The 23291-nt window shown below is 65.1% G+C and carries 19 protein-coding genes; 15 read left to right on the forward strand and 4 right to left on the reverse strand.

What is annotated here, in order from left to right; translation table 11 throughout:
- Positions 1-19 precede the first annotated feature (19 nt).
- Positions 20-1081, reverse strand: coding sequence for an App1 family protein (locus KPL76_RS09540; protein WP_253202232.1), 1062 nt, complete (start codon positions 1079-1081; stop codon positions 20-22).
- A gap of 260 nt (positions 1082-1341) precedes the next feature.
- On the opposite strand from KPL76_RS09540, the gene KPL76_RS09545 reads away from it, so the two are divergent.
- The 5 genes from KPL76_RS09545 to KPL76_RS09565 all read left to right on the forward strand — a co-directional run bounded on the left by KPL76_RS09545 (position 1342) and on the right by KPL76_RS09565 (position 5440).
- Entirely contained in the window at positions 1342-1989 is a 648-nt protein-coding gene (locus KPL76_RS09545; protein WP_253201979.1) for a TetR/AcrR family transcriptional regulator, read from the forward strand.
- A 168-nt stretch (positions 1990-2157) separates the two neighbouring features.
- On the forward strand, positions 2158-2970 hold the full coding sequence (locus tag KPL76_RS09550) for an ABC transporter ATP-binding protein (protein WP_216332716.1): 813 nt from the start codon (positions 2158-2160) through the stop codon (positions 2968-2970).
- Positions 2971-3064: 94 nt separating this feature from the next.
- Entirely contained in the window at positions 3065-3763 is a 699-nt protein-coding gene (locus KPL76_RS09555) for an ABC transporter permease (protein ID WP_216332718.1), read from the forward strand.
- Between the two features lie 4 nt (positions 3764-3767).
- Complete coding sequence (locus tag KPL76_RS09560; RefSeq protein WP_216332720.1) at positions 3768-4505, forward strand: ABC transporter permease; 738 nt, start codon at positions 3768-3770, stop codon at positions 4503-4505.
- A 2-nt stretch (positions 4506-4507) separates the two neighbouring features.
- Positions 4508-5440 (forward strand): ABC transporter substrate-binding protein, encoded by a 933-nt coding sequence (locus tag KPL76_RS09565; RefSeq protein ID WP_216332721.1) that lies wholly within the window; start codon positions 4508-4510, stop codon positions 5438-5440.
- 101 nt (positions 5441-5541) lie between these two features.
- On the opposite strand, the gene KPL76_RS09570 is transcribed toward KPL76_RS09565, so the two are convergent.
- Together KPL76_RS09570 and KPL76_RS09575 are read right to left on the reverse strand one after the other, a co-directional pair.
- Positions 5542-6492 (reverse strand): M56 family metallopeptidase, encoded by a 951-nt coding sequence (locus KPL76_RS09570; protein ID WP_216332723.1) that lies wholly within the window; start codon positions 6490-6492, stop codon positions 5542-5544.
- 72 nt (positions 6493-6564) lie between these two features.
- Positions 6565-6963: a BlaI/MecI/CopY family transcriptional regulator gene (locus KPL76_RS09575; protein ID WP_216332725.1), complete on the reverse strand. Its 399-nt coding sequence runs from the start codon at positions 6961-6963 to the stop codon at positions 6565-6567.
- Between the two features lie 146 nt (positions 6964-7109).
- On the opposite strand from KPL76_RS09575, the gene KPL76_RS09580 reads away from it, so the two are divergent.
- From KPL76_RS09580 to KPL76_RS09605, 6 genes are all read left to right on the forward strand, one after another.
- Positions 7110-8522, forward strand: a complete 1413-nt coding sequence (locus KPL76_RS09580) for a cytochrome ubiquinol oxidase subunit I (protein WP_216332727.1) — start codon at positions 7110-7112, stop codon at positions 8520-8522.
- A gap of 14 nt (positions 8523-8536) precedes the next feature.
- Positions 8537-9613 carry a cytochrome d ubiquinol oxidase subunit II gene (cydB, locus tag KPL76_RS09585; RefSeq protein WP_216332729.1) on the forward strand — a complete coding sequence of 359 codons (1077 nt, stop codon included), beginning with the start codon at positions 8537-8539 and terminating at the stop codon, positions 9611-9613.
- Positions 9610-11397 (forward strand): thiol reductant ABC exporter subunit CydD, encoded by a 1788-nt coding sequence (cydD, locus tag KPL76_RS09590; RefSeq protein WP_216332731.1) that lies wholly within the window; start codon positions 9610-9612, stop codon positions 11395-11397. Before cydB ends, cydD begins: the two co-directional genes overlap by 4 nt.
- Positions 11387-13093: a thiol reductant ABC exporter subunit CydC gene (gene cydC / locus KPL76_RS09595; RefSeq protein WP_253201980.1), complete on the forward strand. Its 1707-nt coding sequence runs from the start codon at positions 11387-11389 to the stop codon at positions 13091-13093. The genes cydD and cydC overlap by 11 nt, the downstream gene beginning before the upstream one ends.
- A 103-nt stretch (positions 13094-13196) precedes the next feature.
- A complete protein-coding gene (locus KPL76_RS09600) occupies positions 13197-14018 on the forward strand; it encodes an alpha/beta fold hydrolase (RefSeq protein WP_253201981.1) in 822 nt (273 codons plus the stop codon).
- 10 nt (positions 14019-14028) lie between these two features.
- Positions 14029-15456 carry a diguanylate cyclase domain-containing protein gene (locus KPL76_RS09605; RefSeq protein WP_216332739.1) on the forward strand — a complete coding sequence of 476 codons (1428 nt, stop codon included), beginning with the start codon at positions 14029-14031 and terminating at the stop codon, positions 15454-15456.
- 73 nt (positions 15457-15529) lie between these two features.
- On the opposite strand, the gene KPL76_RS09610 is transcribed toward KPL76_RS09605, so the two are convergent.
- Positions 15530-16393: an aminotransferase class IV gene (locus KPL76_RS09610; protein WP_216332741.1), complete on the reverse strand. Its 864-nt coding sequence runs from the start codon at positions 16391-16393 to the stop codon at positions 15530-15532.
- A gap of 92 nt (positions 16394-16485) precedes the next feature.
- On the opposite strand from KPL76_RS09610, the gene KPL76_RS09615 reads away from it, so the two are divergent.
- The 4 genes from KPL76_RS09615 (at position 16486) to KPL76_RS09630 (ending at position 23171) form a co-directional block, all read left to right on the forward strand.
- Positions 16486-17931, forward strand: coding sequence for an anthranilate synthase component I family protein (locus KPL76_RS09615; RefSeq protein WP_216332742.1), 1446 nt, complete (start codon positions 16486-16488; stop codon positions 17929-17931).
- 122 nt (positions 17932-18053) lie between these two features.
- Positions 18054-20609: a leucine--tRNA ligase gene (leuS, locus tag KPL76_RS09620; RefSeq protein ID WP_253202233.1), complete on the forward strand. Its 2556-nt coding sequence runs from the start codon at positions 18054-18056 to the stop codon at positions 20607-20609.
- A gap of 207 nt (positions 20610-20816) precedes the next feature.
- Positions 20817-21608, forward strand: coding sequence for a helix-hairpin-helix domain-containing protein (locus KPL76_RS09625; RefSeq protein ID WP_216332744.1), 792 nt, complete (start codon positions 20817-20819; stop codon positions 21606-21608).
- A 3-nt stretch (positions 21609-21611) separates the two neighbouring features.
- Complete coding sequence (locus KPL76_RS09630) at positions 21612-23171, forward strand: ComEC/Rec2 family competence protein (protein WP_216332746.1); 1560 nt, start codon at positions 21612-21614, stop codon at positions 23169-23171.
- Positions 23172-23291: the final 120 nt, after the last annotated feature.

Here is a 23291-nt window from a genome sequence, read left to right on the forward strand (position 1 = left end):
CTCTTCGGTTTCTCTCGGGTCAGAGCACGCCCAGCCGGGTGAGCTGTGCGGCCAGTCCGGATCCGTCTGGGGCGAACATCCAATGGGCCCTGGATCGTTCTGAGAGCGATTCTGCTTTCGATCGACCGCCCGCCAGAACCGCTTCGCTGGGGGAGAGCTGCCTGATCGCGATGGCCGCGACACTCTCGGGGTGCTGCTGGGCGAACTCGCCGTAGATCTCCTCGTCGTGCTGGCCGTCGTCGCCCACGAGGAGCCACTTGGTCGCGGGGAACTCCTCGGCGAGCCGGTGCAGGTTGTCGCGCTTGTGCTCCCGGCCGCTGCGAAAGAGACGGTCGTGGGTCGGCCCCCAGTCGGTGAGGAGCAGCGGGCCGGACGGATAGAGGTTTCGGGAGAGGAAACGGGTGAGGGTGGGCGCGACGTTCCAGGCCCCGGTGGAGAGGTAGATCGTCGCTGAACCGGGGTGGGCTGCAGAGAGCCTGTCGAGGAGCACAGCCATGCCGGGAGTGGGCATGCGGGCGTGTTCGTCAAGCACGAAGGTGTTCCACGCCGCAAGAAGTGGCCGCGGGAGGGCGGTGACCATCACGGTGTCGTCGATGTCGCTGACAACGCCGAACTTCGATGCGGGGTCGATGATGAAGATCGGGGCTTCAACAGCCTGGGAGTCTTCGGCCTGCAGGGTGATCGAGTGCCAACCGGGTGCGAGATTCGCCTGGATCTTCGCGTCGACGACGCCCCCGCGATCTGCCGAGACCTGATGCACAACGCCGTCGATCGTCACCGTCACTTCGACATCGTTGATAGGTACGGCAGTGAAGCTCCGCCATCCCCGCACCATTTCGTCTCGGCGGCCGATCAGGGGCAGCTTTCGCCGCGGCTTCCTGTCACGCGTCAGCAGAACCCGGCTGAGCACCCGTATCCAGGTTGTCGACCCGTAACCGGTGTAGGGGATCACGGTGGTGTGGTAACCCCTCTTGCGAGCGCGGTTCTCCCGGAACTCGTGGATGGCGTCTTCGACGCGTGCGGCCCGGTGCAGGATCAACTCCGGCGTGACCTTGCCGGCCGAGAAGGCGTTCGCGTGCACGCCGGCAGCGCCTGCTGCAGGGGGTACGGAGGGGTTCGACTCGTCTGGCACTTCCTCAGTCTGCCAGACTGTGCGGTTGCCGCGTCGAGGTGACCGATGCCCTTCCGGGGGAGAACGCTTCGCCAATCGGCAGCAATTGGCTCTCAATTTGCTGGCAAACGCAACTTAAAATTCCCAGACACAATAAACCTGAGCGCGACTCAGGCGAAGTGTAAGTAACATGAGAGTTACTTGTAACAACGAAGGGGATTGGCAGAAACGTGTCGCTCAGCAAGCTCATAGACGAAACCCTGCTCGAAATGGTGAACGTTCGGAACGAGCCGGTCCAGGTCCGCAGTTCCACGCGTATCTCCGCCCTCGTAGACGCTGCCGCAGAAGTCGTCGATGAGGTGGGCGTCGAGCGTATGACGACGGCCATGGTCGCCGAGCGGGCCGGTGCATCGATCGGAACCGTCTACCGGTACTTCCCTGACCGCATCGCTGTGCTCTCGGCACTCAGCCTGCGCAGCATGGACCGTTTCCTGCGCCAGACGCGCGAGAACATCCTTCGTGAGAAGCCAGAAACGTGGATCGACCTGATGATGGTCGCGTTCGACACCAATGTCGAGATGCACCGCACAGAGGTCGGTTTCACCTCGATCCGCCTGGGCGATCTCGTCTCCTATCCCGACATCGAGAGCCAGGGCATCCGTTCCGAACGTATCGCGGGCGCGTTCGCTGAGATCATCACGCAGGACTTCGGTGTGACAGGTTCGGCCGAGCTCACGCTTCGACTCGAGATGTCGGTCAACATGAGCGATGCACTCGTCACCCGTGCATTCATCGGCGAGAAGAACGGTGACGCGCGGATCATCGCCGAAGCGCGGTCGATCGTGCACGGGTACCTGTCGGCGGTTCCGAGCACGTAGACCGTTCCGGGCAGGTAGAGCCTCACAGCTCGGTGCGGCTTCGCTGCGTCCTGCCGGGCTGGCAGGCCCCTTCGGCAACAATTCGTCAAGGCCCTGCGCCTGCCTTTGCCAAGCGTTGAAAATAGTGTTTTGCTTGGCCGACACCGCAAACGACGAATGGGTACCGGCATGATCGAGTTCCGAACGGTCACCAAGCAGTTCGCCGACGGTACGGTCGCAGTCGACGATTTCAGCCTGGTCATCCCGGCCCGGCAGACCACCGTGCTAGTCGGTTCTTCGGGTTCGGGCAAGACGACGCTCCTGCGAATGGTCAATCGCATGGTCGACAAGACCTCCGGTGAAATCGAGATCGACGGCGAAAGTATCTACGCGCTCGACCCAGTGAAACTCCGGCGCAGCATCGGCTACGTGATGCAGAACTCCGGGCTCCTGCCGCACCGCAAGGTGGTCGACAATGTGGCGACGGTGCCGGTGCTCAACGGGGTGAAGAAGTCGGATGCCCGGCAGCACGCACTCACCCTGCTCGACACGGTCGGGCTCGACCGGTCCCTGGCAGACCGCTACCCGAGCCAGCTCTCTGGTGGCCAGCAGCAGCGTGTCGGCGTTGCCCGTGGGCTTGCTGCAGACCCCAACATTCTGCTGATGGACGAACCCTTTGGTGCGGTCGACCCCATCGTGCGGGCCGAACTGCAGCAGGAGCTCATCCGTATCCAGCGGGAGCTTGCGAAGACGATCGTCTTCGTCACCCATGACATCGACGAGGCGTTCCTGCTCGGCGACCAGGTTGTGCTGCTCGAGAAGGGCGGGCGGATAGCGCAGGCCGGCACGCCGGCTGAGATCCTGTCGAACCCTGCCAGCGATTTCGTCGCCACCTTCATCGGCGCCGACCGTGGCCGGCGCGCCCTGCGTGTCGAGGTCGTGAACGGCCGCAATGTGGTCGTCGATGCAGACGGACGACCGACCGGAGTACTCCAGTCATGAAACTCCGGGCAACGAGAGTCACCTCCGACCGATTGAGCCGGCGCCGGGCCGAAGGACTCGTGCAGAGCTGGGCCGCGTTCAGGCGGGGGCTTTCGTGAACTGGGTGACCAACAACTTCGGGCTCATCTGGAGTCTGACGCTCGACCACATCGCCCTGGCGGTCCCGCCGATCATCCTGGGCCTCATCATCTCGATTCCCCTCGGCTGGCTCGCCAATCGCTATCACGCCTCACGGGGGATTCTGCTCACCGTGAGTGGGCTTCTCTACACGATCCCCTCGCTCCCGCTGTTCATCGCCCTTCCTGCCCTTCTCGGAACCGGCATCCTCGACCCGGTCAATGTCGTCGTCGGACTGACGATCTATGCCGTTGCGCTCATGGTGCGTTCAGTGGCAGATGCACTGGCGGCCGTCGACCCAGGCGTGACGCAGGCAGCTACGGCTATGGGTTACTCGACCTGGGGCCGTTTCTGGCACGTCGAGTTCCCGCTGGCGGGGCCCGTTCTTCTCGCGGGACTCCGAGTCGTCTCGGTGAGCACCGTGAGCCTGGTCAGCATCGGTTCGGTCATCGGCGTCTCGAGCCTCGGCTACCTCTTCCTCAACGGCCTCCAGCGCAACATCGTCGCCGAAGTTGCCAGCGGCATCGTGGCGACGTTGGTGATCGCCGTGGTGTTCGACATCATTCTGGTGCTGGCCGGGCGCATCCTCATGCCTTGGAACCGGGCTGACCCGAGAGCCAGCGCGAAAGCGCGCGAACGGGCTGTCGTTGGCGCAGTGACAGCGGGCGGTGTCTGAAGCGATGGATCTCTTCCTTCAGGGAATCGCCTGGATCTTCGACCCCGCGAATTCTGCTGGGCCCGGCGGCATACCCCAGCGCATCGCTGAACAGCTGGCCTACACCTTCGGGGCGGTGGCCATCGGCGCGGTCATCGCCGTACCGATCGGCCTTCTCATCGGGCACACAGGTCGCGGGCGGGACGTGGCCGTCTCGCTGTCGGGCGGCCTGCGTGCCCTCCCGAGCCTCGGACTGCTCATCATCTTCGCACTCGGGATCGGAATCGGGTTCAAAGCACCGCTCCTGACGTTCGTGATCCTGGCAATTCCACCCGTGCTCGCCGGGGCCTACGCGGGCGTCGAAGCTGTCGACAAACGAACAGTCGACGCGGCGCGCGCCATGGGTATGACCGAATGGCAGATACTCACGAAGGTGGAGCTGCCGCTGGGTCTTCCTCTGCTCATCGGGGGACTCAGGTCGGGCATCCTGCAGGTGGTCGCCACGGCCACGCTGGCGTACTTCGCCACGGGAGGTGCCCTCGGTGTGTTCATCAATGAGGGCCTCAAAACGCGCAACTACGCCGAGCTCCTCGGGGCGTCGATCGTCGTGACCGCGCTTGCATTGGTGCTCGAGGGCATATTCGCGTTGTTGCAGAGGTTGGTCATACCACGCGGTGTCACCGCGGGACGTGTCACAGATGTCCGTGCGAGGTCAACCAGACCCCGCGCGGTGGTGGGTAATTCCATCCGAGAAGGGAAATAAGAATGTTCACAGCATTGAAGAAAGGCCGTATCGCCGCACTCGGCGTTATCGCGGTCAGCGCGGCCGTCGCGCTGGCAGGGTGTGCGTCGGGGAGCAGCAGCCCTCTGGGCTCGACATCGTCGGCAAGCGAATCCGCCGGAGCGATTGTCGTCGGCTCACAGTCGTACTACTCGAACGAGATCATTGCGGAGATCTACTCTCAGGCACTTGAGGCCAATGGCCTGACGGTGACCCGCAAGTTCAACATCGGCCAGCGCGACGCGTACCTTCCCGCACTGCAGAGTGGTGAAGTGACGCTGTTCCCCGAATACACGGGCAACCTGCTCCAGTTCTTCGACAAGACGGCAACGGCCACCAGCGCTGACGACGTCTACGCCGCGCTGAAGACCGCGCTTCCGGCGAATCTCACTGTTCTCGACCAGTCGCAGGCTGCCGACCAGGATTCGTACAACGTCACGAAGGCCTTCGCTGACGCGAACGGTGTCTCGAGCATCGGCGACCTCTCCAAGGTCTCGGGTGTGACTCTCGGTGGCAACGCAGAGCTGGCCACCCGCCCCTACGGCCCTCCCGGGCTACTGAGCACCTACGGCGTCACGGTGGGCTTCACCCCGATTGACGACTCCGCAGGCCCACTGACCCTGAAGGCGCTCCTGGACAACACGATCCAGGTGGCCAACATCTACAGCGCAGACCCGAGCATCGGTTCGAACAACCTGGTGACGCTGAGCGACCCGAAGCACCTGTTCCTCGCTTCGAACGTCGTGCCGTTGATCAACAAGGAGACCGCGACCCCGCAGGTGACCGAAATCATCAACAAGGTGAGCGCTGCGCTGACGACAGCCGACCTCGTGGCCATGAACGGCCAGTCGACGGTCGACCAGAAGTCGTCTGCTGACATCGCCAAGGCGTGGCTCGCCAACGCGAAGCTGTTCTGATAGGCCGCACCCGCAGGGTGCACTGAGCTGACCGCACGTGAGCCGGTCGGGTTCCTCCTCATCTGGAGCAACCCGACCGGCTCTCTGTCGTTGTTGCTCAGCTACGACGCGAGAAGCAGGGCCGCGGGAATTGCCAGCAGCAGGAGGGTCACGACGACGATCACGCCCCGCATGGCCAGGGGGAGCTGCGGCTCAGGGTGCACGAGCCGATCGACCCTCACCGACACGGCGCTCAGGCCGACGAGGTGTTCGCTCCCGGTGCCGGCAACAGCCTCGGCCAGGGGCTGCGCCACGATGGTGTTCGTCTCAGCCGATCCGACGAGCGAGATCGCAAGCGCGAGAGTGAGGTCGTCAGTGGTTCGACGGCTCTCGTCGTCGGCGAGAAGTTCGACGAGCAACGAGACGGCGGCCTGGGCACGGGTGGCAATGGGGAACCAGGGCAGGGCGCTTCGCCAGGACTGGAACGCGAGGAGCACGAGGTGGTGCTGCTGGCGCAAGTGCGCGCGTTCGTGGGCGATGACGGCTTCGAGCTGCTCGGCGTCGAGCAGTGAGACCAGGCCCTCTGACAGCACGGTGACCGTTCGGGCACCGGGCAGGCAGTACGCGACGGGCGCGGGCGAGTCGATGATGTGAGTGCCGGGTCGGCCCTGAAGCGGGGTGCTGAGGAGCTCGACGAGCGAGCGGTGTCGTCGGCGCTGTCGTTCGGAGCGTACGGCAGTGACCAGCAGGTTCAGGAGGAGGTGCGCGGTCAGAAGCAGGGCGCTGCTGAGGGCGAAGATGTGGATGATCCCGGTACCCGGCGGAAGCGGTCCGGAGAGAATCAGCGGCGGGAGCGACACCAGTCCCCGGATGAGGCTGGAACTGAAGGGAATCAACCCGAATGTCAGCAGGGACCCGATCATCGACAGTCCACCCGCGACAGCGATTGTCTGCCAGATCAGGAGTGCAACGCCCGGTGAGCGCCTCGGCCAGTGGGCATCGGCCAGCATGACGGGCACAGGCCACGCCAGCAGTATTGCCACGATGGCGAGAATGATCGACGCGACTAGCACGCGCCCAGCGTAACCGGACTCAGCTGTGTGGCGGCCTCGCCTGTGTCATTCATCGTCGCTGGAGAATGCGCGTCAGGCCTCGAGTGTCGCCTGTACTTCGCTCTGGGCTGCGCGTTCGCTCAGCAGCAGTCTCAGCGTCTCGGCCTCCTGCGGAGTGACCTGCCCGACGAAGTGCGCCAGCGCTGCGGCCCGGTCAGGTTCGGCCCCGAGGACCTGGTGAAGAAGATCGGCGGTGTGGTCGGCCCTGGTGGTCACCGCGTAGTAGAGGTGAGGGCGAACCTTGCGGTTGCGGTCGACGAACCCCTTGCGCTCGAGCCGGGAGAGAACCGTGAGCATGGTGGTCAGCGCAAGGTCGTTGCCGGCACTTGTCTTGTGTGCGAGCTCGTCGCGCAGCTCGGCCGCAGCCACCGGGGCGTCGCTTGCCCAGAGGCGCTCCATGATGGATCGTTCGAGTTCACCGAGGGTTGGCATGAGTACAGGTTACTGCCTTTCAGAAAATTGTTCTACACTCTGTAGAAATCTGTTCTTCTACACAATGTAGAACTATCGCATCAGGCTGGAAACAGCCTTGATGCCACCGGTGAATCTCCCTGCTCGGCCACTCTTCGAGGAGCACAGTGAACGACCTGCTCGACCCCCTTCTGCTCTCGCGCTGGCAGTTCGGCCTCACCACGATCTACCATTTTCTCTTCGTGCCGCTCACGATCGGTCTGGCACTCACGGCCGCGATCTTCCAGACCGCGTGGGTACGCACCGACAAGGTGAAGTACCTCCAGCTGACGAAGTTCTTCGGCACGATCTTCCTCATCAACTTCGCGATGGGCGTCGTCACCGGAATCGTGCAGGAGTTCCAGTTCGGAATGAACTGGTCGGACTACTCGCGCTTCGTCGGCGACGTCTTCGGTGCTCCGCTCGCGCTCGAGGGTCTACTGGCGTTCTTCCTCGAGGCGACGTTCATCGGGCTGTGGATCTTCGGCTGGGACCGCCTGCCACGAAAGCTGCACCTGGCCACCATCTGGGTCACAGCGGCGGCGAGCATCCTCTCGGCGTACTTCATCATCGCGGCGAATGCCTTCATGCAGAACCCGGTGGGCTACGAGATCAACGCGGCCAAGGGCCGGGCCGAATTGACAGACATCTGGGCGTTACTGACGAACAAGGTCGCCCTCGCAGCGTTCCCCCACACGATCTTCGCCTGCTTCATGGTGACGGCGGCCCTGATCGTGAGTGCCGCGGCGTGGCATCTCTCGCGGAACCAGCACCTCGACACGATGCGTCCTGCCCTGAAGTTCGGGCTGTGGATGATGGTCATCGCCGGCGGTCTGACGTTCCTCTCGGGCGACCAGCTGGGCCTGGCCATGGTGCAGACGCAACCGATGAAGATGGCGGCCGCCGAGGCGCTCTACAACACCTCGACCGGAGCGAATGCCTCGTTCTCGCTGTTCACCCTCGGTACGCCCGACGGCGTCAGCGAACTCTTCTCGATCCGCATTCCGTACCTGCTGTCGTTCCTGTCGACGCACACCTTCGACGGCACGGTCGAGGGCATCAACGATCTGCAGGCCCAGTACACGACCCTCTACGGCCCTGGCGACTACACCCCGGTCATCTGGGTGACCTACTGGGCGTTCAGGTACATGATCCTGTTCGGTGCGATCTCGGTGGCGACTGCGGTGGTGGGCCTCTGGGTCACACGCAAGGGCCGCAGCCCGAAGAAGCGCTGGATCTGGAAGGTCGCGATCTGGTCGATGCCGGTTCCCCTTGCCGCGATGATCGTCGGCTGGGTCTTCACCGAGATGGGGCGCCAGCCCTGGATCGTCTTCAGCCTCCTCAAGACGCAGGACGCGGTCTCGCCGAACACGAGCGGCCTCGAGGTGCTCATTTCCCTGGTCGCCTTCACCCTCATATACGGCACACTCGCGATCGTCGAGTTCCGCCTGATCAAGAAGGCCGTGCAGAAGGGCCCTGACGCACCAGCCGCCACCGACGCCGTCACCGGCGAAGTCCGCCACGAAGCCACGATCTACTAGGAGCAGTCGCACTCATGGATCTCGCAGTTCTCTGGTTCCTTCTCGTCGGGTTCTTCTTCATCGGCTACTTCGTGCTCGACGGTTTCGACTTCGGTGTGGGCATGGCACTGCCCTTTCTCGGGCGTGATGACACCGATCGCAGGCTGGTGATCAACACCATCGGTCCGATCTGGGATCTCAACGAGACCTGGGTCATCGTGGCCGGTGCCACCATGTTCGCCGCCTTCCCCGAGTGGTACGCGACCCTGTTCAGCGGCTTCTACCTGGTCTTTCTCGCGATCCTGCTGGCGCTCATCTTGCGCGGGGTGTCGTTCGAATACCGTCACCAGAGGCCGGAGCTGGCGTGGAAGAGACGATTCGACCGGATGATCGTGATCGGCTCGGCCGTTCCCGCATTCCTCTGGGGGCTGGTCTTCGCCAATGTGGTGCGGGGCCTGCCTCTGGACGCGGGTTTCAACTTCACCGGCAGCGTGGTCGACCTCTTCAGCCCATACGCCGTGCTCGGCGGACTCACGACCCTGCTGCTGTTCTTCACGCACGGCGTTGTCTTCATCTCGCTGAAGACCGACGGGCCCATCAGGGCGCGCGCCCGTGCGCTTGCCTCGCGGGCGGGGCTTCTGACGATCGTCGTCGCGGCTGTCTTCCTGGTGTGGACGACGGTGTCGTTCGGCACGGTGCTGTCGGGCATCCTCTCGGTGGTTGCGGCGATCACGCTCATCGGGGCGTTCCTCGCGAACCTGCGTGCGGCAGAGCGCTGGTCGTTCGCGCTCATGGCGACCACCATCGCTGTCGCCGTGCTCAGCCTGTTCGCTTCGCTCTTCCCCGACGTTCTGCCAGCGACGAACGACGCGGCGAACAGCCTGACCGTGTCGAATGCGTCCTCGTCGGCCTACACACTCACGATCATGAGCTGCGTGGCTGTGGTGTTCGTGCCGCTCATCCTGCTGTATCAGGGGTTCACCTACTGGGTGTTCCGCAAGCGGCTCAGCCGGGCATCCATCACGGGGGAGCACGATGAGGGTGATGGTGATGCAGCAGCTGGCGGCAGTGGCCGCGGGGCAGCGGGCAACCCGGCCCCGAGCCTGACGTGAAACCCGTCGACAGGCGTCTTCTCGCTCATGCGAGGTCAGCGCGAGGCTTCTTCGCCGTCGCAGGCCTGCTCGGTCTGCTTCAGACGGCGTGCACGGTCGCATTCGCCTGGCTGGTGAGCTCCACGGTCGTGGCCGCGGTCGGCGGCGCATCCGTTTCTCAGCTGGCCGGCTCGCTTGCCGCGCTCGCAGCCGTGGTCGCCCTGCGTTCGGGCACTGTGTGGCTGATGGGGTACACCTCGGCCCGTGCTGCTGCCGTCGTCAAGGGTGAGTTGCGGCGATCGGCGCTCGAGAAGCTGCCCCAGCTCGGGTCTGCCTGGCTCTCGTCGCGCAACTCGGCCACCGTGTCGACGGTTGTGACGGTGGGGCTGGATGCCCTCGACACGTATTTCTCGAAGTACCTTCCCCAGCTCATCCTGACCGTCGTGGCAACACCCGTGGTGGTCGCCGTGCTGTTCGCCGGGGACTGGGTCAGCGGGCTCACCGTGGTGCTGACGCTCCCTGTGGTTCCGGTCTTCATGATCCTGATCGGCCGGGCGACCGAATCGGCGCAGAAAGCGCAGTGGCTGAAGCTCGGCCGGCTTTCGAGTGGCTTTCTCGACGTGGTCGAGGGGCTGTCGACCCTCAAGGTCTTCGGGAGGGAGAAACGCCAGGCCGCGCGCATCAGAAGTCTCACCGACGACTACCGCACCTCGACCATGGCGGTGCTTCGACTCTCGTTCATGAGCGGTTTTGTGCTCGAGCTGGCGGCAAGCCTGTCGGTGGCGCTGGTGGCCGTCTCGGTCGGGCTGCGGCTGGTCGACGGCAGTCTCGGTCTCGGCGTGGGGCTCTTCGTGCTCATGCTCGCGCCAGAGGCATTCCTGCCGCTGCGCCAGGTGGGTGCGCAGTTCCATGCTGCAGCCGACGGGATCGCGGCGACGGACGAGGTCTTCGAGATCCTCGATACGCCCGTCCTGCTCGGCGTGAAGGCTCCGGTGAAGCCCACGGGAACCGCCCTCCCGGTCACTCAAGAGAAGGGCCCCCGCGGTGCTGCCCCCGGCCGTCTCGAAATCCGCAGCCTCAGCCACTCGTATGGCGCGGTCTCTGTTGTGCAGGACTTTTCCGCAACCTTTTGGCAGGGCGAGCTGACGGTCATCACCGGCCCGAGCGGGGCGGGCAAGTCGACGATCGTCGCCGCAATGCTCGGTTTCGTGCAGCGTCGAGGCAGCATCCTGCTGCTCGGTACCTCAGAGCCCCCGCCAGATACGGGTCACGGCACGGGCTGCGACACGAGCCGGAGTGGTCGGCCGCTCGAGCTGGACGATGTCGCGTGGTCCGGCCAGCGGTCGCAGTTGATGGCCGGCACCATCGCCGAGAATGTCTCGCTCGGCGCTCAGGAACCAGATGAAGCCCTGATTGCTCGTGCGCTCGACCTTGCGGCAGCCAGCGAGCTCAGCCCGCTCACGGCACTCGGCGTCAACGGTGCCGGGCTCTCGGGCGGACAGGCCCAGCGTGTCTCCGTGGCCAGGGCGATCTACCGCGCTCTCGACCGTGACTGCTCTGTTCTGGTGCTCGACGAGCCCAGCTCGGCGCTCGACGCCGAAACAGAGGCCGAGCTGCTCCACGGGCTCCGCGAACTGGCCGGCTACGGGATGATCGTCATCTGCGTCTCGCACCGAGCCGCCTTTCGTGAAGCCGCTGATGCGCTCGTCACAGTCGATCGGCGCGGCTACACACCCGCGATCGCTCCGGTCGCTGCACTCGCCTCGGCGGCGAGCAAGGGGAATGGGCACGGACATGCGCACTGACACCAGCGCTGCGATGCGCACCTCCGAGGTACTCCGCCTCGCACAGCCCCGCTGGCGCGCCTTCGCTCCTGGCCTCGCCTTCGGCCTGCTGAGCGCAGCTGCCGCAGTCACCCTCCTCGCCGCATCGGCGTGGCTCATCACCCGCGCCGCCGAGCATCCGCCGATTCTCTTCCTGTCGGCCGCAATCGTGGGTGTCAGGGCGGCGGCGCTCGGCCGAGCCACCTTTCGCTACCTTGAACGCCTCGCCAGTCACGATGCCGCATTCAGAGGGCTGGCAGATCTGCGCGTGGGCATCTACGAACGCCTGGTGCCGCTTGCACCCGATGGGCTGAAGCACACCAGGCGCGGCGACCTGCTCTCGCGGCTCGTGGGCGACGTCGACGAGCTCCAGAACCTCCCCCTCCGTGTTCTCCAGCCGCTGCTGACCGCGGCGTTCGTCTGTCTCGCTGCCGTTGTGGGCGTGTGGGTCCTGTTGCCTGCCGCCGGTATGGCCCTCGCCGTGACTCTGCTGCTCGCCTTCGTTCTCGCGACCGCGGCAAACTCCCGGAGTGCTGCGCGGGCCGACCGCGACCTCTCACCGTTACGTGCAGATTTCGCCGACCAGACTCTCGACTTCGTGGGCGCACTCGACGTGCTCACAGCCTTCTCGGCGGTGGATGACCGGCTCGCCTCGCTCCGGGCCGCCGAGGGCCGGCTCACTTCCGCTGCCGTCTCGAGAGCCCGGGGTTCCGCGGCGACGGCCGCCGCCCTGTCGCTCCTCAGCGGTGCGGCGACCTTCCTCGCGCTGACGTACGGCGTTCCGGCCTTCGGAGGTGGAACGACCCAGACGTCCATCGATGCACCCACCCTGGCCATGCTCGCCCTGGTTCCGATTGCCGTCTTCGAGGTGTTCGGGGTGCTTCCGCTGGCCGTCGGTGCATGGCGACAGGTCTCGGTCAGCGCTTCGCGCGTGGCGACCGCAGTGCCCACCGTCGTTCCCGTCGAGATCCCGGTCGGGTTCTCCGCCGGCGTCGCACCGGTTCGATCGATGGAGTCGCACCGCATTGCACCGGTGATCGGTCTCACCGGATTGTCGGCCCGATGGCCCGGGCAGACGGCTGAGGCGTTCGCAGGAGTCTCCCTCGTCATCCGGCCCGGCGACCGCGTGCTCGTCACCGGGCGTAGCGGCTCCGGAAAGACGTGCCTGGCGCATGTGCTGGTGCGTTTCCTCGACTTCGAGGCCGGCGCTTTCACGATCGACGGTGTGGATGCCCGGCGGCTGGAGCCCGAACAGCTGCGTTCCCTCGTGGGGCTCTGCGAGCAGCATCCGCACCTCTTCGACACCTCGCTGCGGCAGAATCTGCTTTTCGCCCGCGACGATGCGAGCGACGATGAGTTGCTGCGCGTGCTCGACAGGGTGGGGCTCTCGAAGTGGGTCGAAGAACGCGGCGGACTCGGGACACCGCTCGGCGAGCAGGGCGCGCTGGTGTCGGGCGGGCAAGGGCAGCGCCTGGCATTGGCACGGGTACTGCTCGCAGACTTTCCGGTCGTCGTTTTCGACGAGCCGACGGCGAACGTCGACGCTGATCTGGCCGATGCGCTGATCACCGACCTGCTCCGGGCATCTGGGTCAGCTCGATCGGTCGTGCTCATCTCGCACGCCGACGTCGCGCCCGCGCTGGTGAGCACACGGCTGTGGATGCCCGACTCGGCCTGACCCGCAACCACTCCGTCAGCCCGCGAAGTGGGGGTGACGGTCGACAGGGCAGCGGCCGAAAGAATATTAGGCTTGATCGCATGACGCCAGCGATTGCGCCACAATGACGGCCGAACCCAGCGGAGTGCTCACCCGTAACCACGTGACCCTGTCGGGAGACGAATCGGCGCGGCCGATGATCTTCGCCCACGGGTACGGCACGAGCCAGCGCATGTGGCGGCTCGTGGCACCGATGTTCGCAGCCGACCATCGAGTCGCCCTGTTCGACCACGTGGGTTCTGGTGAATCAGACCGGGCTGCCTACGAGCGAAGCAAGTACGACTCGCTCCACGGGTACGCCGATGACCTTCTGGAGATCATCCGTGCGCTCGATCTGCACGATGTGGTCTACGTCGGGCACTCTGTCGGGGCCATGATCGGCGTCATCGCGGCGATCGCCGAGCCTGAACGGTTCGGAACACTCGTTCTCGTGGGGCCGTCACCCCGGTACATCAATGACACGGGCTATGTGGGCGGGTTCGAGGCAGATGATGTCGATGCGCTGCTCGACTCCCTCGATGCCAACCACCTCGGCTGGGCCGCAGCCATGGCCCCGGTCTTCATGGGCAACGCGGAACGGCCCGAGCTGGCGGCCGAGTTGAATGAGAGCTTTGCGAACACCGACCCCGTCGTGGCCGAGCACTTCGCCAGGGTCACGTTTCTCTCTGACCACCGGCACGACGTCGGTGCTCTGTCGGTTCCGACGCTGATCGTGAATTCGGCCGATGACTTCGTCGCTCCTGTCGTCGTCGGCGAGTACCTGAGAGAGAAGATCTCCGGCAGTACCCTCGTTGTTCTCGATGAGGGCGGTCACTACCTGCACCTGTCGAACCCTGCGGCTCTTCACGCGACCATCCGGGGCTACCTGCACGGCACCACTCCGTGAGAGCCTGACGATGAGCAACACCGATGCCTGGCGCGAGCTCTTTCTTCGTGCACCCTGCGGTCTGGTCTCGACCGATTCCAGCGGCACCGTGACGGCGGTCAACGACACGTTCCTGCAGATGGCTGCGACGTCGAGGGACGACGTGCTGGGCAACTACCTGATGAAACGGCTGGCCAACGGCAGCAAGCTCTTCTTCGAGACCCGCCTCATGCCCGAGCTGCGATCCGAGGGCAGGGTGCAGGAGGTCGCGCTGGACCTGTTGTTGCCTGACCGCTCGATCCTGTCGGTGTTCGTCAATGCGGTCGTCGACACTGCAGCCGATGAACCGCTGATCAGATTTGCGATCTTCGATGCCACTGGCCGGCGAAACTACGAGCGCGAACTGCTGGGTGCACGGAGAACAGCGGAGTCCTCAGAGGCCAGGATTCGCATTCTCCAGCGGGCTGCAACCCAGTTCGCGGCTGCGGCAAGCGAGAAACAACTCGGTTCCGTGCTGGCAGAAGCAGCACGGTCTGCCACTGATGCCTCCCAGGTGAGCGTGTACTTCATCGGTGAGCCGGGAGAAGTGGGCGGCCGACCCGGCGAGCTGGTGCGTGCCTTCGGCGATCGTTCGTCGAGCGAAACGCTGTCACTGGCAGATGATTCGCCCGAAGCGGAGACCGTGCGCCTCGGCACAGCCCTGAGCTGCTCGTCGGTGTCGGAGATCCGCGAGCGTTTCGGGGCTCGCGCCGAAATGCTTCGGCTGGCCAGGATAGAGGCTTTCATTGCCTTGCCCATCGTCGATGCGTCTGAGGTGGTGGGCGTTCTGTTCTGTGGTTTCGGTCGGTCACGCACGATCGAACCCAAGATGGTCGACGTACTCGGTTCGCTCATCGACCAGGCCGTCGTGGTGCGGCAGCGGATCGCCCTGCAGCAACTCATGCAGTTCCAGTCCCTCCACGATGCCCTCACCGGCTTGCCGAACAGGCTGTATCTCCAGGGGATGCTCGCGCGCGTGCTTGAACCCCTCGACTCCCGCCAGCTCGCGATCGGGCTGCTCTTCGTCGACCTCGACGGCTTCAAGGCGATCAATGACGCCCTCGGGCACCGCGGCGGAGATCTCGTTCTCCGCGAGGTCTCGTCGCGACTGACGGATGCGGTTCGCCTCGGCGACACGGTGGTGCGTCTGGGCGGTGACGAGTTCCTCATCGTGTGCGATGACGTCGACGCGGACTCCATTGTGGGAGTGGCTTCGCGAGTGGGTGAGGCCGTGCGGTTGCCCCTGGGAGGTGCTGCACACGGTTTGCCGCTGTCGGCGAGTATCGGCATCAGCCTCTATCGGGGTGGTGACGACGGCCACGGCGCAGCGACTGCCGATGCCCTCATCCGCCTGGCCGACGAGGCGATGTACGAGTCCAAACGCGCCGGCAAAGACCGCCACACTCTTGTTGTGGTCTGAAGGTCCGCGGCCTGGCGGTTCTGCCGTGACCAAGGATCTGTCGGCCAGCGCCCGGCCATGGGCGCGATGCGGGTCAGAGCGGGCGAGCCAGCGAATCTAGCCTGCGTTGCCACAGCTCGGCCCTGGCGGGGTTCACGGTGAGCTCGGTCACCCGGGTCTGTTCTGAGGCACCGTGCCAGTGGGTCACCGTGCGGATGCCGTACAGAGCGTTGACCGCCCACACTTCGGCTCCGGCGAGGCTGGCTGGGGTTGCAGCCTCCTCGACGACGCGCACCCCTGTTGCACGGGCCAGCACCACGATCGACCGCGCGGTGACGCTGTCCACGCGGGCGGCGGTGGCGGGTGGCACATGCAGTTCGTCGCCGCGCCACCAGAGAATCGCCGTCGTTGTGCCGTCGATGACGGTGTCGGCGGAATCGAGGATGACCAGATCATCCACCCCGTCTGTTCGTGCCCGGTTCCGAAGCGCTGCGAGGCTGTGCAGATCGGGCCCCTTGATGCCCGGGATGCTGCGCGGGTCATCGCCGTCGTGAGTTCGTAGCACTGCAGTTCGTGTTGCAGGGGGAGCGAGCCTCATCAGCAGCGAGAGCTGGAATCCGGGTTTCGCGCGAGGGGAAGACGCCTCGACGGTGCTGAGCTCCACCCGTGGGAACCAGCGATGAATGGGCGGTATCGCCTCCACAGCGGCACGCCAGAACACGTCGAGAACGACCCTGTTCGAGAAGCCCTGCTCGAGCGCCGACGTGGCGAACCGTTCCCGATGCAGGTCGATTGCACGAACACTTCCGTTGGCGACCAGCCAGGAGTCGGCGACCAGGAGGTGCTCACCGTCGCCTGCCACGGTCGCAATCGGGCTGAACGCGGCGTCCCGAAACAGAAACCGCCGCTCCTGTTGCTCACCAGGCGTGCTCGCCCCGCTGGAATCTGTTGGTGACATTTGACCTCCACGCTACCGCTCGGAATGGTCATCACGACTCGGTACGCACCGAGTCCGCCGCAGGGCTGGTGGCGACGGCCTACGCTGGAACGATGTCACGCCGGGTTGTCAGTCGTACGGTCGAAGGGTGGATCGAGCCTTCTGTGGCTTTCGCCGCCCTGTACCGGAACGCGCCGACCTCGTTCTGGCTCGACGGCGGCGCAGACTCCGAAGTCGGTACGAGCTACATCGGGGCGCCTGACCCTGATCACGAGCGCAATCCAGCAGGCGGGGCTCGAGTCTTCGACGTTCTGCGGGCGGCTGTGGACGAGATGGCCCCACCAGGGACCACCTCACGGGCATCTGTCGGGGAGAACGCCCCACTGGTGGCCGGTGGCGGCGCCGAAGAACTCCCTGCTTTTCGGCTCGGTTGGGTGGGGTGGCTCGCCTATGAGATCGAAGGCTCGCAGTTCATGTTCATCGACCGGGCCGTGGCATTCGACCACGCTCTACGTTCGGTGACGTTGCTCGCTCTTGGTGACGATGAAACGGCCACAGCTGTTGGCGAATGGTTCGATGCGACCACGCAGACACTCCTCGGACTGCGGTCCTCGACGGCACGGGAGGCCCCGATCGGCCGCGGTCAATCGCCCTCCGTCGGGGGAGATCCCGCCGCCGGGCAGTCGCTGCGCAGCCCGGTGGATGCCCGTTGGCGCCATAGCCACACGGAGTACCTTCACCTCATCTCTGAGTGCCAGGCTCGGATCGCCGACGGCGAGGCCTACCAACTGTGCCTCACGAACCAGATCAGCGTCACGCTCGGCCATAGCGATGCCGACGACCCAATCGGGCTGTACGAACGACTCAGGGCCTTCAACCCCTCGCACCACGGAGGGTATCTCCGCTTCGGCGACACCGCACTGCTCAGTTCGTCGCCGGAGCAGTTCCTGGTCGTGACGCCGCGCGGCAGAGTCACGACGAAGCCGATCAAGGGCACTCGGCCCCGTGGTTCGACGCCCGCCCGCGATCGCGAATTGCGCGACGAGCTGCTCGGAAGCGAGAAGGAGCGTGCCGAGAATGTGATGATCGTCGACCTGATGCGTAATGACCTGGCCAAGGTCGCCCGAGCCGGCAGCGTGCGTGTGCCGACCCTGTTCGATGTCGAGACCTACAGCAGCGTTCATCAGCTGGTCAGCACCGTGACGGCAGACCTGGCAGAGGGAAAGACGGGCATCGACGCCGTCGAGGCGTGTTTTCCTGCCGGGTCGATGACGGGAACGCCGAAGTCGAGTGCTATGAGCATTCTTCACCATCTCGAGCAGGGGCCTCGGGGAATCTACGCAGGGGCGTTCGGATATTTCGGGCTCGACGGCCGCGTCGACCTGGCCATGAGCATCCGGAGCATTGTGATCGAGGGGGCGAATGCCACCATCGGAACGGGAGGCGGCATCACAGCATTGTCAGTGCCTGAGGAGGAGCTCGACGAGATCGTGGTGAAAGCGGCCCCTCTGCTCGATGCGCTCGGGGCGACTTCTGGGCGTTCGCCGCGCAAGGTTTAGTACTGTTGGTGGGTGGAGTTTGGCTGCATGCCCTCCGCAGGCCGACACCCGGGCGGCCAATACCTTTACGAAGTGAGATCTACGTGACCATCGAACGAGACGCGAACGCGCCAAGCACCAGCATCGGCGACGACGAGACCGCGCGTTACGATTTCGAAGCGATTCAGAACAAATGGCTTCCGGTGTGGGATGAGATGGAGCCGTTCCGCACTGACCTCGAGAACGACAAGCGCCCGCGCAAGTACGTGCTCGACATGTTCCCCTACCCGTCTGGCGACCTGCACATGGGCCACGCCGAGGCGTATGCACTCGGCGACGTCATCTCGCGCTACTGGCGTCACCAGGGCTTCAATGTGCTGCACCCGATCGGCTGGGACTCGTTCGGCCTGCCCGCAGAGAATGCCGCCATCAAACGCCAGATCGACCCGCGGGTGTGGACCTACGACAACATCGACCAGCAGAAGTCGAGCATGAGGCGCTACGCCGCCTCCTTCGACTGGTCGCGGGTGCTCCACACCAGTGACCCCGAGTACTACAAGTGGAACCAGTGGCTGTTTCTCGAGCTGTACAAGAAGGGCCTGGCGTACCGCAAGTCGAGCTGGGTCAACTGGGACCCGGTGGACCAGACCGTGCTGGCCAACGAGCAGGTGCTGCCCGACGGCACCTCAGAGCGCAGCGGCGCTGTTGTGGTCAAGAAGAAGCTGACCCAGTGGTACTTCAAGATCACCGACTACGCCGACCGCCTCCTCGACGACCTCAAGCAACTCGAGGGCACGTGGCCGTCGAAGGTCATCAGCATGCAGCGCAACTGGATCGGCCGCTCCATCGGGGCAGAGGTCGACTTCGCCATCGAGGGCCGCGAGGCACCTGTCACAGTCTTCACCACCCGCCCAGACACCCTGTACGGGGCAACGTTCATGGTGATCGCGCCCGAGAGCGAACTGGCCGCCGAGCTCGTCGCCGACTCTTCGGTGTCCGGAGCGGCGCGAGCTGCATTCACCGCGTACCTGACCGAGGTGCAGAAGAGCACAGAACTCGAGCGCCAGGCCACCGACCGGCCGAAGACCGGCGTCTTCCTCGAGCGCTACGCGATCAACCCGGTCAGCGGCGAGCGACTGCCCATCTGGGCGGCAGACTATGTTCTCGCCGACTACGGAACCGGTGCCGTCATGGCCGTTCCCGCGCACGACCAGCGCGACCTCGACTTCGCCCGTGCGTTCGGCCTGCCCGTTCGTGTGGTGCTCGACACCAACCAGCCGGTCACCGGGGCGATCCCTGTTCTGGTCGACGGCGAGCTGCCGGATGACCTGCCACCGCTCGACCCGTTCTCAACGGGTAAGGCGCTGACCGGCGACGGCCGGCTCATCAACTCCGGGCCACTCGACGGGCTCAGCAAGAACAAGGCCATCGCGCGCGTGACCGAGCAGCTCGAGGCCGCCGGAACGGGGCGCGCTGCGAAGAACTACCGCCTGCGGGATTGGCTGATCTCACGCCAGCGGTATTGGGGCACGCCGATCCCGATCATCCACGGTTCTGACGGCGCCGAGATACCGGTGCCCGAAGACCAGCTGCCGGTGCTGCTGCCGCCCACCGAAGGGCTGAATCTGCAGCCGAAGGGCACGTCGCCTCTGGGCGCTGCGACCGAGTGGGTGAATGTGGCAGACCCGCGCGACGGTTCGCCGGCGCTGCGCGACGCCGACACGATGGACACCTTCGTCGACAGTTCGTGGTACTTTCTGCGGTTCCTGTCTCCGAACGACGACACGAAGGCCTTCGACCCGCGCGAGGTCGACAAGTGGGCGCCCGTCGACCAGTACGTCGGTGGTGTCACTCACGCGATTCTGCATCTGCTGTATGCGCGGTTCATCACCAAGGTGCTGTTCGACCTCGGCTACGTCTCGTTCACCGAGCCGTTCAGCGCGCTTCTGAACCAGGGCATGGTTCTGATGGACGGCTCGGCGATGTCGAAGTCGAAGGGCAACCTGGTTCGACTCTCAGACCAGCTCGACGAGCACGGTGTCGACGCGATCCGCCTGACGATGGCGTTTGCCGGGCCGCCCGAAGACGACATCGACTGGGCCGACGTGTCGCCTGCGGCGTCGTCGAAGTTCCTCGCTCGTGCCTGGCGGCTTTCTGGCGACGTGACAAGCGTGCCCGAGGTCAACTGGCGCGATGGAGACATCGCACTCCGTCGTGTGACCCACCGCTTCCTCGCGGAGGCCCCCGGCCTGGTCGAGGCCTTCAAGTTCAACGTGGTCGTCGCCCGCATCATGGAGCTCGTCAACGCTGCCCGCAAGGCCATCGACAGCGGGCCCGGCGGCGGCGACGCAGCTGTGCGCGAGGCCGTCGAGACGATCGCCCTCGGGCTTTCGCTGTTCGCGCCCTACACCGCAGAAGACATGTGGCAGCGCCTGGGGTACCCGGCATCCATCTCGAGCTACAACTGGCGAGGTGCAGACCCTGCCCTGCTAACCGAGGAGTCTGTCACCGCCGTCGTGCAGGTTGACGGCAAGGTGCGCGACCGGCTCGAGGTGTCACCGAAGATCTCCTCGTCCGACCTCGAGAAGCTGGCGCGTGGTTCGGCTGCCGTCGCGCGGTTCCTCGGAGACCGCGAGATTGTGAACGTGATTGTTCGCGCCCCTCGGGTCGTCAACATTGCCACACGGCAGGCCAGCTAGAAGTTCTCCACAGATGAAGGGCCGGGCGGATGCTCGGCCCTTCATCGTTCGTACCGTCGAGGTATGACCCCTCTTCCTCCCCTCCCTGAGCCGCATAGCGCGACGAATGCAACCACGCGCGAATCAGTAGTCCGCACAGCAGAGCCCCGCTCCACAGATACCCGCGCTGCAGTGAAACCCTCAACTCTTCCTCGGTCTCGTCTGAGAGTGGGTGTCTCGGCTGCCGTGGTGCTCGTTCTCGGGGCACTGGTGTGTGCCGTGCTCATCTCGATGTTCAGTCCGCGTGGTCGAACTGGCACGATTTCACTCTCGTCGTCCGGCACGACTCATCCCGCGGCCGCGTCATCTCCGGTATCCGACGGCCCCGGGCCGGAATCGTCGTCGGCTCCACAGGGAGGGCATAGTGCGCGTGACACCACGGTTCCTCCGACGGCGCTTCCCGCAGGGAGCGCTGCGGGCGTCGGAGGCCCTGGCAGTTCAGCACCAGCCAGTAAGGGTGCAGTGCCTGCGAGCGGGGTGACCGGCGCGGTCATTCTCGTCCATGTGCTCGGTGCGGTGACCGCACCGGGTCTCTACGAATTGCCTGTCGGCGATCGCGTCGTCGATGCGGTCGGTGCAGCAGGTGGTTTCACACCGGAGGCCGATCAGGGTCAGCAGAACCTCGCACGGGTCGTCAAAGATGGCGAACAGATCGTCATTCCTGAACGGGGCGCGTCTCCTGCACTCGGCTCGGTCGCGGCCGGAGCTGCGGCGCAGGCCGGTGGCGGAGGTTCAGCTTCACCACTGGGAGGAAAAGCACTCCCTTTGCAGCCGGTGAATCTCAACACTGCCGACCAGGGCGTGCTCGAGACCCTGCCACACGTGGGCCCCGCGTTGGCCCAGCGAATCATCTCCTGGCGATCGGAGAACGGCCCCTTCACGCAGGTGGAAGACCTGAAGAATGTATCCGGCATCGGCGACAAGACCTTCGCCGAGCTTCAACCCCTGGTCACGGTCTGAATTGTGGCTGCCACGGCAGGTCCTGGAGTTGACGAGGGAGGCGCGCTTGCTCGCGTCGATCTTCGCCTTGTGCTGCCCGCTGCAGCGTGCTGGCTTGTTGCAGCTCTTGCTGTCGGGCTTCCCTCAGCAGTGGCCGCGGAGGTGCTTCCTGTCGCGGCAGCGGCAGCCTTCACGTGTGCCGTGGTCGTGGTGGTGGTCTGCGCAATGCACATCAATCGCGGATGGGTTCGCACACTGGGAGCGACTGTGGCAGTGATCGCGGCCTCCGTGGCATTGGTCTGTGTCTCTGTTTTCGCGCATCTGCCAGCGCGATTTCCGGGTGACGCTTCCCGGCTGGTCGGCCACAGCGTTTCTGTCATCGTCACGGTCGACTCCGCACCGGTGCAGACAGAGAGTCAGGGCTTCAGCGGCGTCGAGCACTCCATTCGGTTCTCGGCGACGGCCACTCTCTTGAAGACGACGATGCAGCATATCGAGCTACGCATGCCGGTGCTGGTCTTTCTGAGGTCGGAGTCTGCCGCTCCGGTCTCCATCGGCGCCCAACTCGGGCTGATGGGAAAACTGCAGGCCACCGACCCCGGCGAGAGTGTGGCCGCCCTTTTCTTCGCTGAGGGTGTGGCGACGGTGCTCGCCCAGCCGCCCTGGTACCTCGACTGGGCGAACCGGCTCCGTGACTCCTTTCGCCGGAGTGCCTCTGTGCTGCCTGGGGCCGGAGCCCAACTCGTCCCGGGTCTGGCCATCGGCGACGTGAGCCTGGTGAGCGACGAACTCAACTCGAGCATGATCACGAGCGGGCTCAGTCACCTGACGGCCGTCTCCGGAGCGAACTGCGCCATCGTCGTCGCCGCAATCATGCTGCTGGGCGGGGCGTTCCGGCTGTCGCGCCGCTCGCGCATCACACTCTGTCTCATTGTGATGGCTGCCTTCGTGGTTCTCGTCACTCCCTCACCCAGCGTGCTCCGCGCGGCCGTGATGGCAACGATCGTTCTGCTCGCGCTGGCCTCGGGCAGAACACCCCGTGCCCTGCCAGCCCTGGCGCTTGCGTGCGTGGTCATGCTCGTGGCCGATCCCTGGCTCTCACGAAGCTACGGCCTCGCGCTCTCTGTTCTGGCCACGGGCGGACTGCTTCTGCTGACGAGGCCGCTGCACAGGCTCCTTTCGCGGTGGTTTCCCTCTGGCATCTCCCTGGTGATTGCGGTGCCTCTCGCCGCACAGCTCGCGTGCCAGCCTGTGCTCGTTCTGCTTTCACCCAGCATTTCGACGTACAGCGTTGTCGCGAATCTGCTCGCGGAGCCGGCCGCGCCCGTAGCGACGGTGATCGGGCTGATCTCCTGCGTTGCGGGCGCAGTGGTGCCGTCACTGGCCAGTGCCGGGGCGTGGCTGACGTGGGTGCCGGCTTCGTGGATCGCCGGTGTCGCCACCTTCTTCGCTGATCTTCCCGGAGCGACCCTTCCCTGGCAGGGCGGGGCCTCGGGGTCAGCGCTGGTGATCATTTTCACGGCGGCAGCGTTCGTGGCGGTGTTCGTGCGTGATCCGACGCTAGGAGCGGCGGAGAACCCATGATCCACAACCGTCTTTCGCGACGAAGCCAATACGGTGAACGGCGTTGGAGTCCGAGGCGCCGGGTTCGTGCCCTCCGAGTGGCTTGCGCACTCCTTGTACTCGTCTCCGGCGCGATCTACG

The sequence above is a fragment of the Subtercola sp. PAMC28395 genome (genome assembly GCF_018889995.1).
Lineage (GTDB): Bacteria > Actinomycetota > Actinomycetes > Actinomycetales > Microbacteriaceae > Subtercola.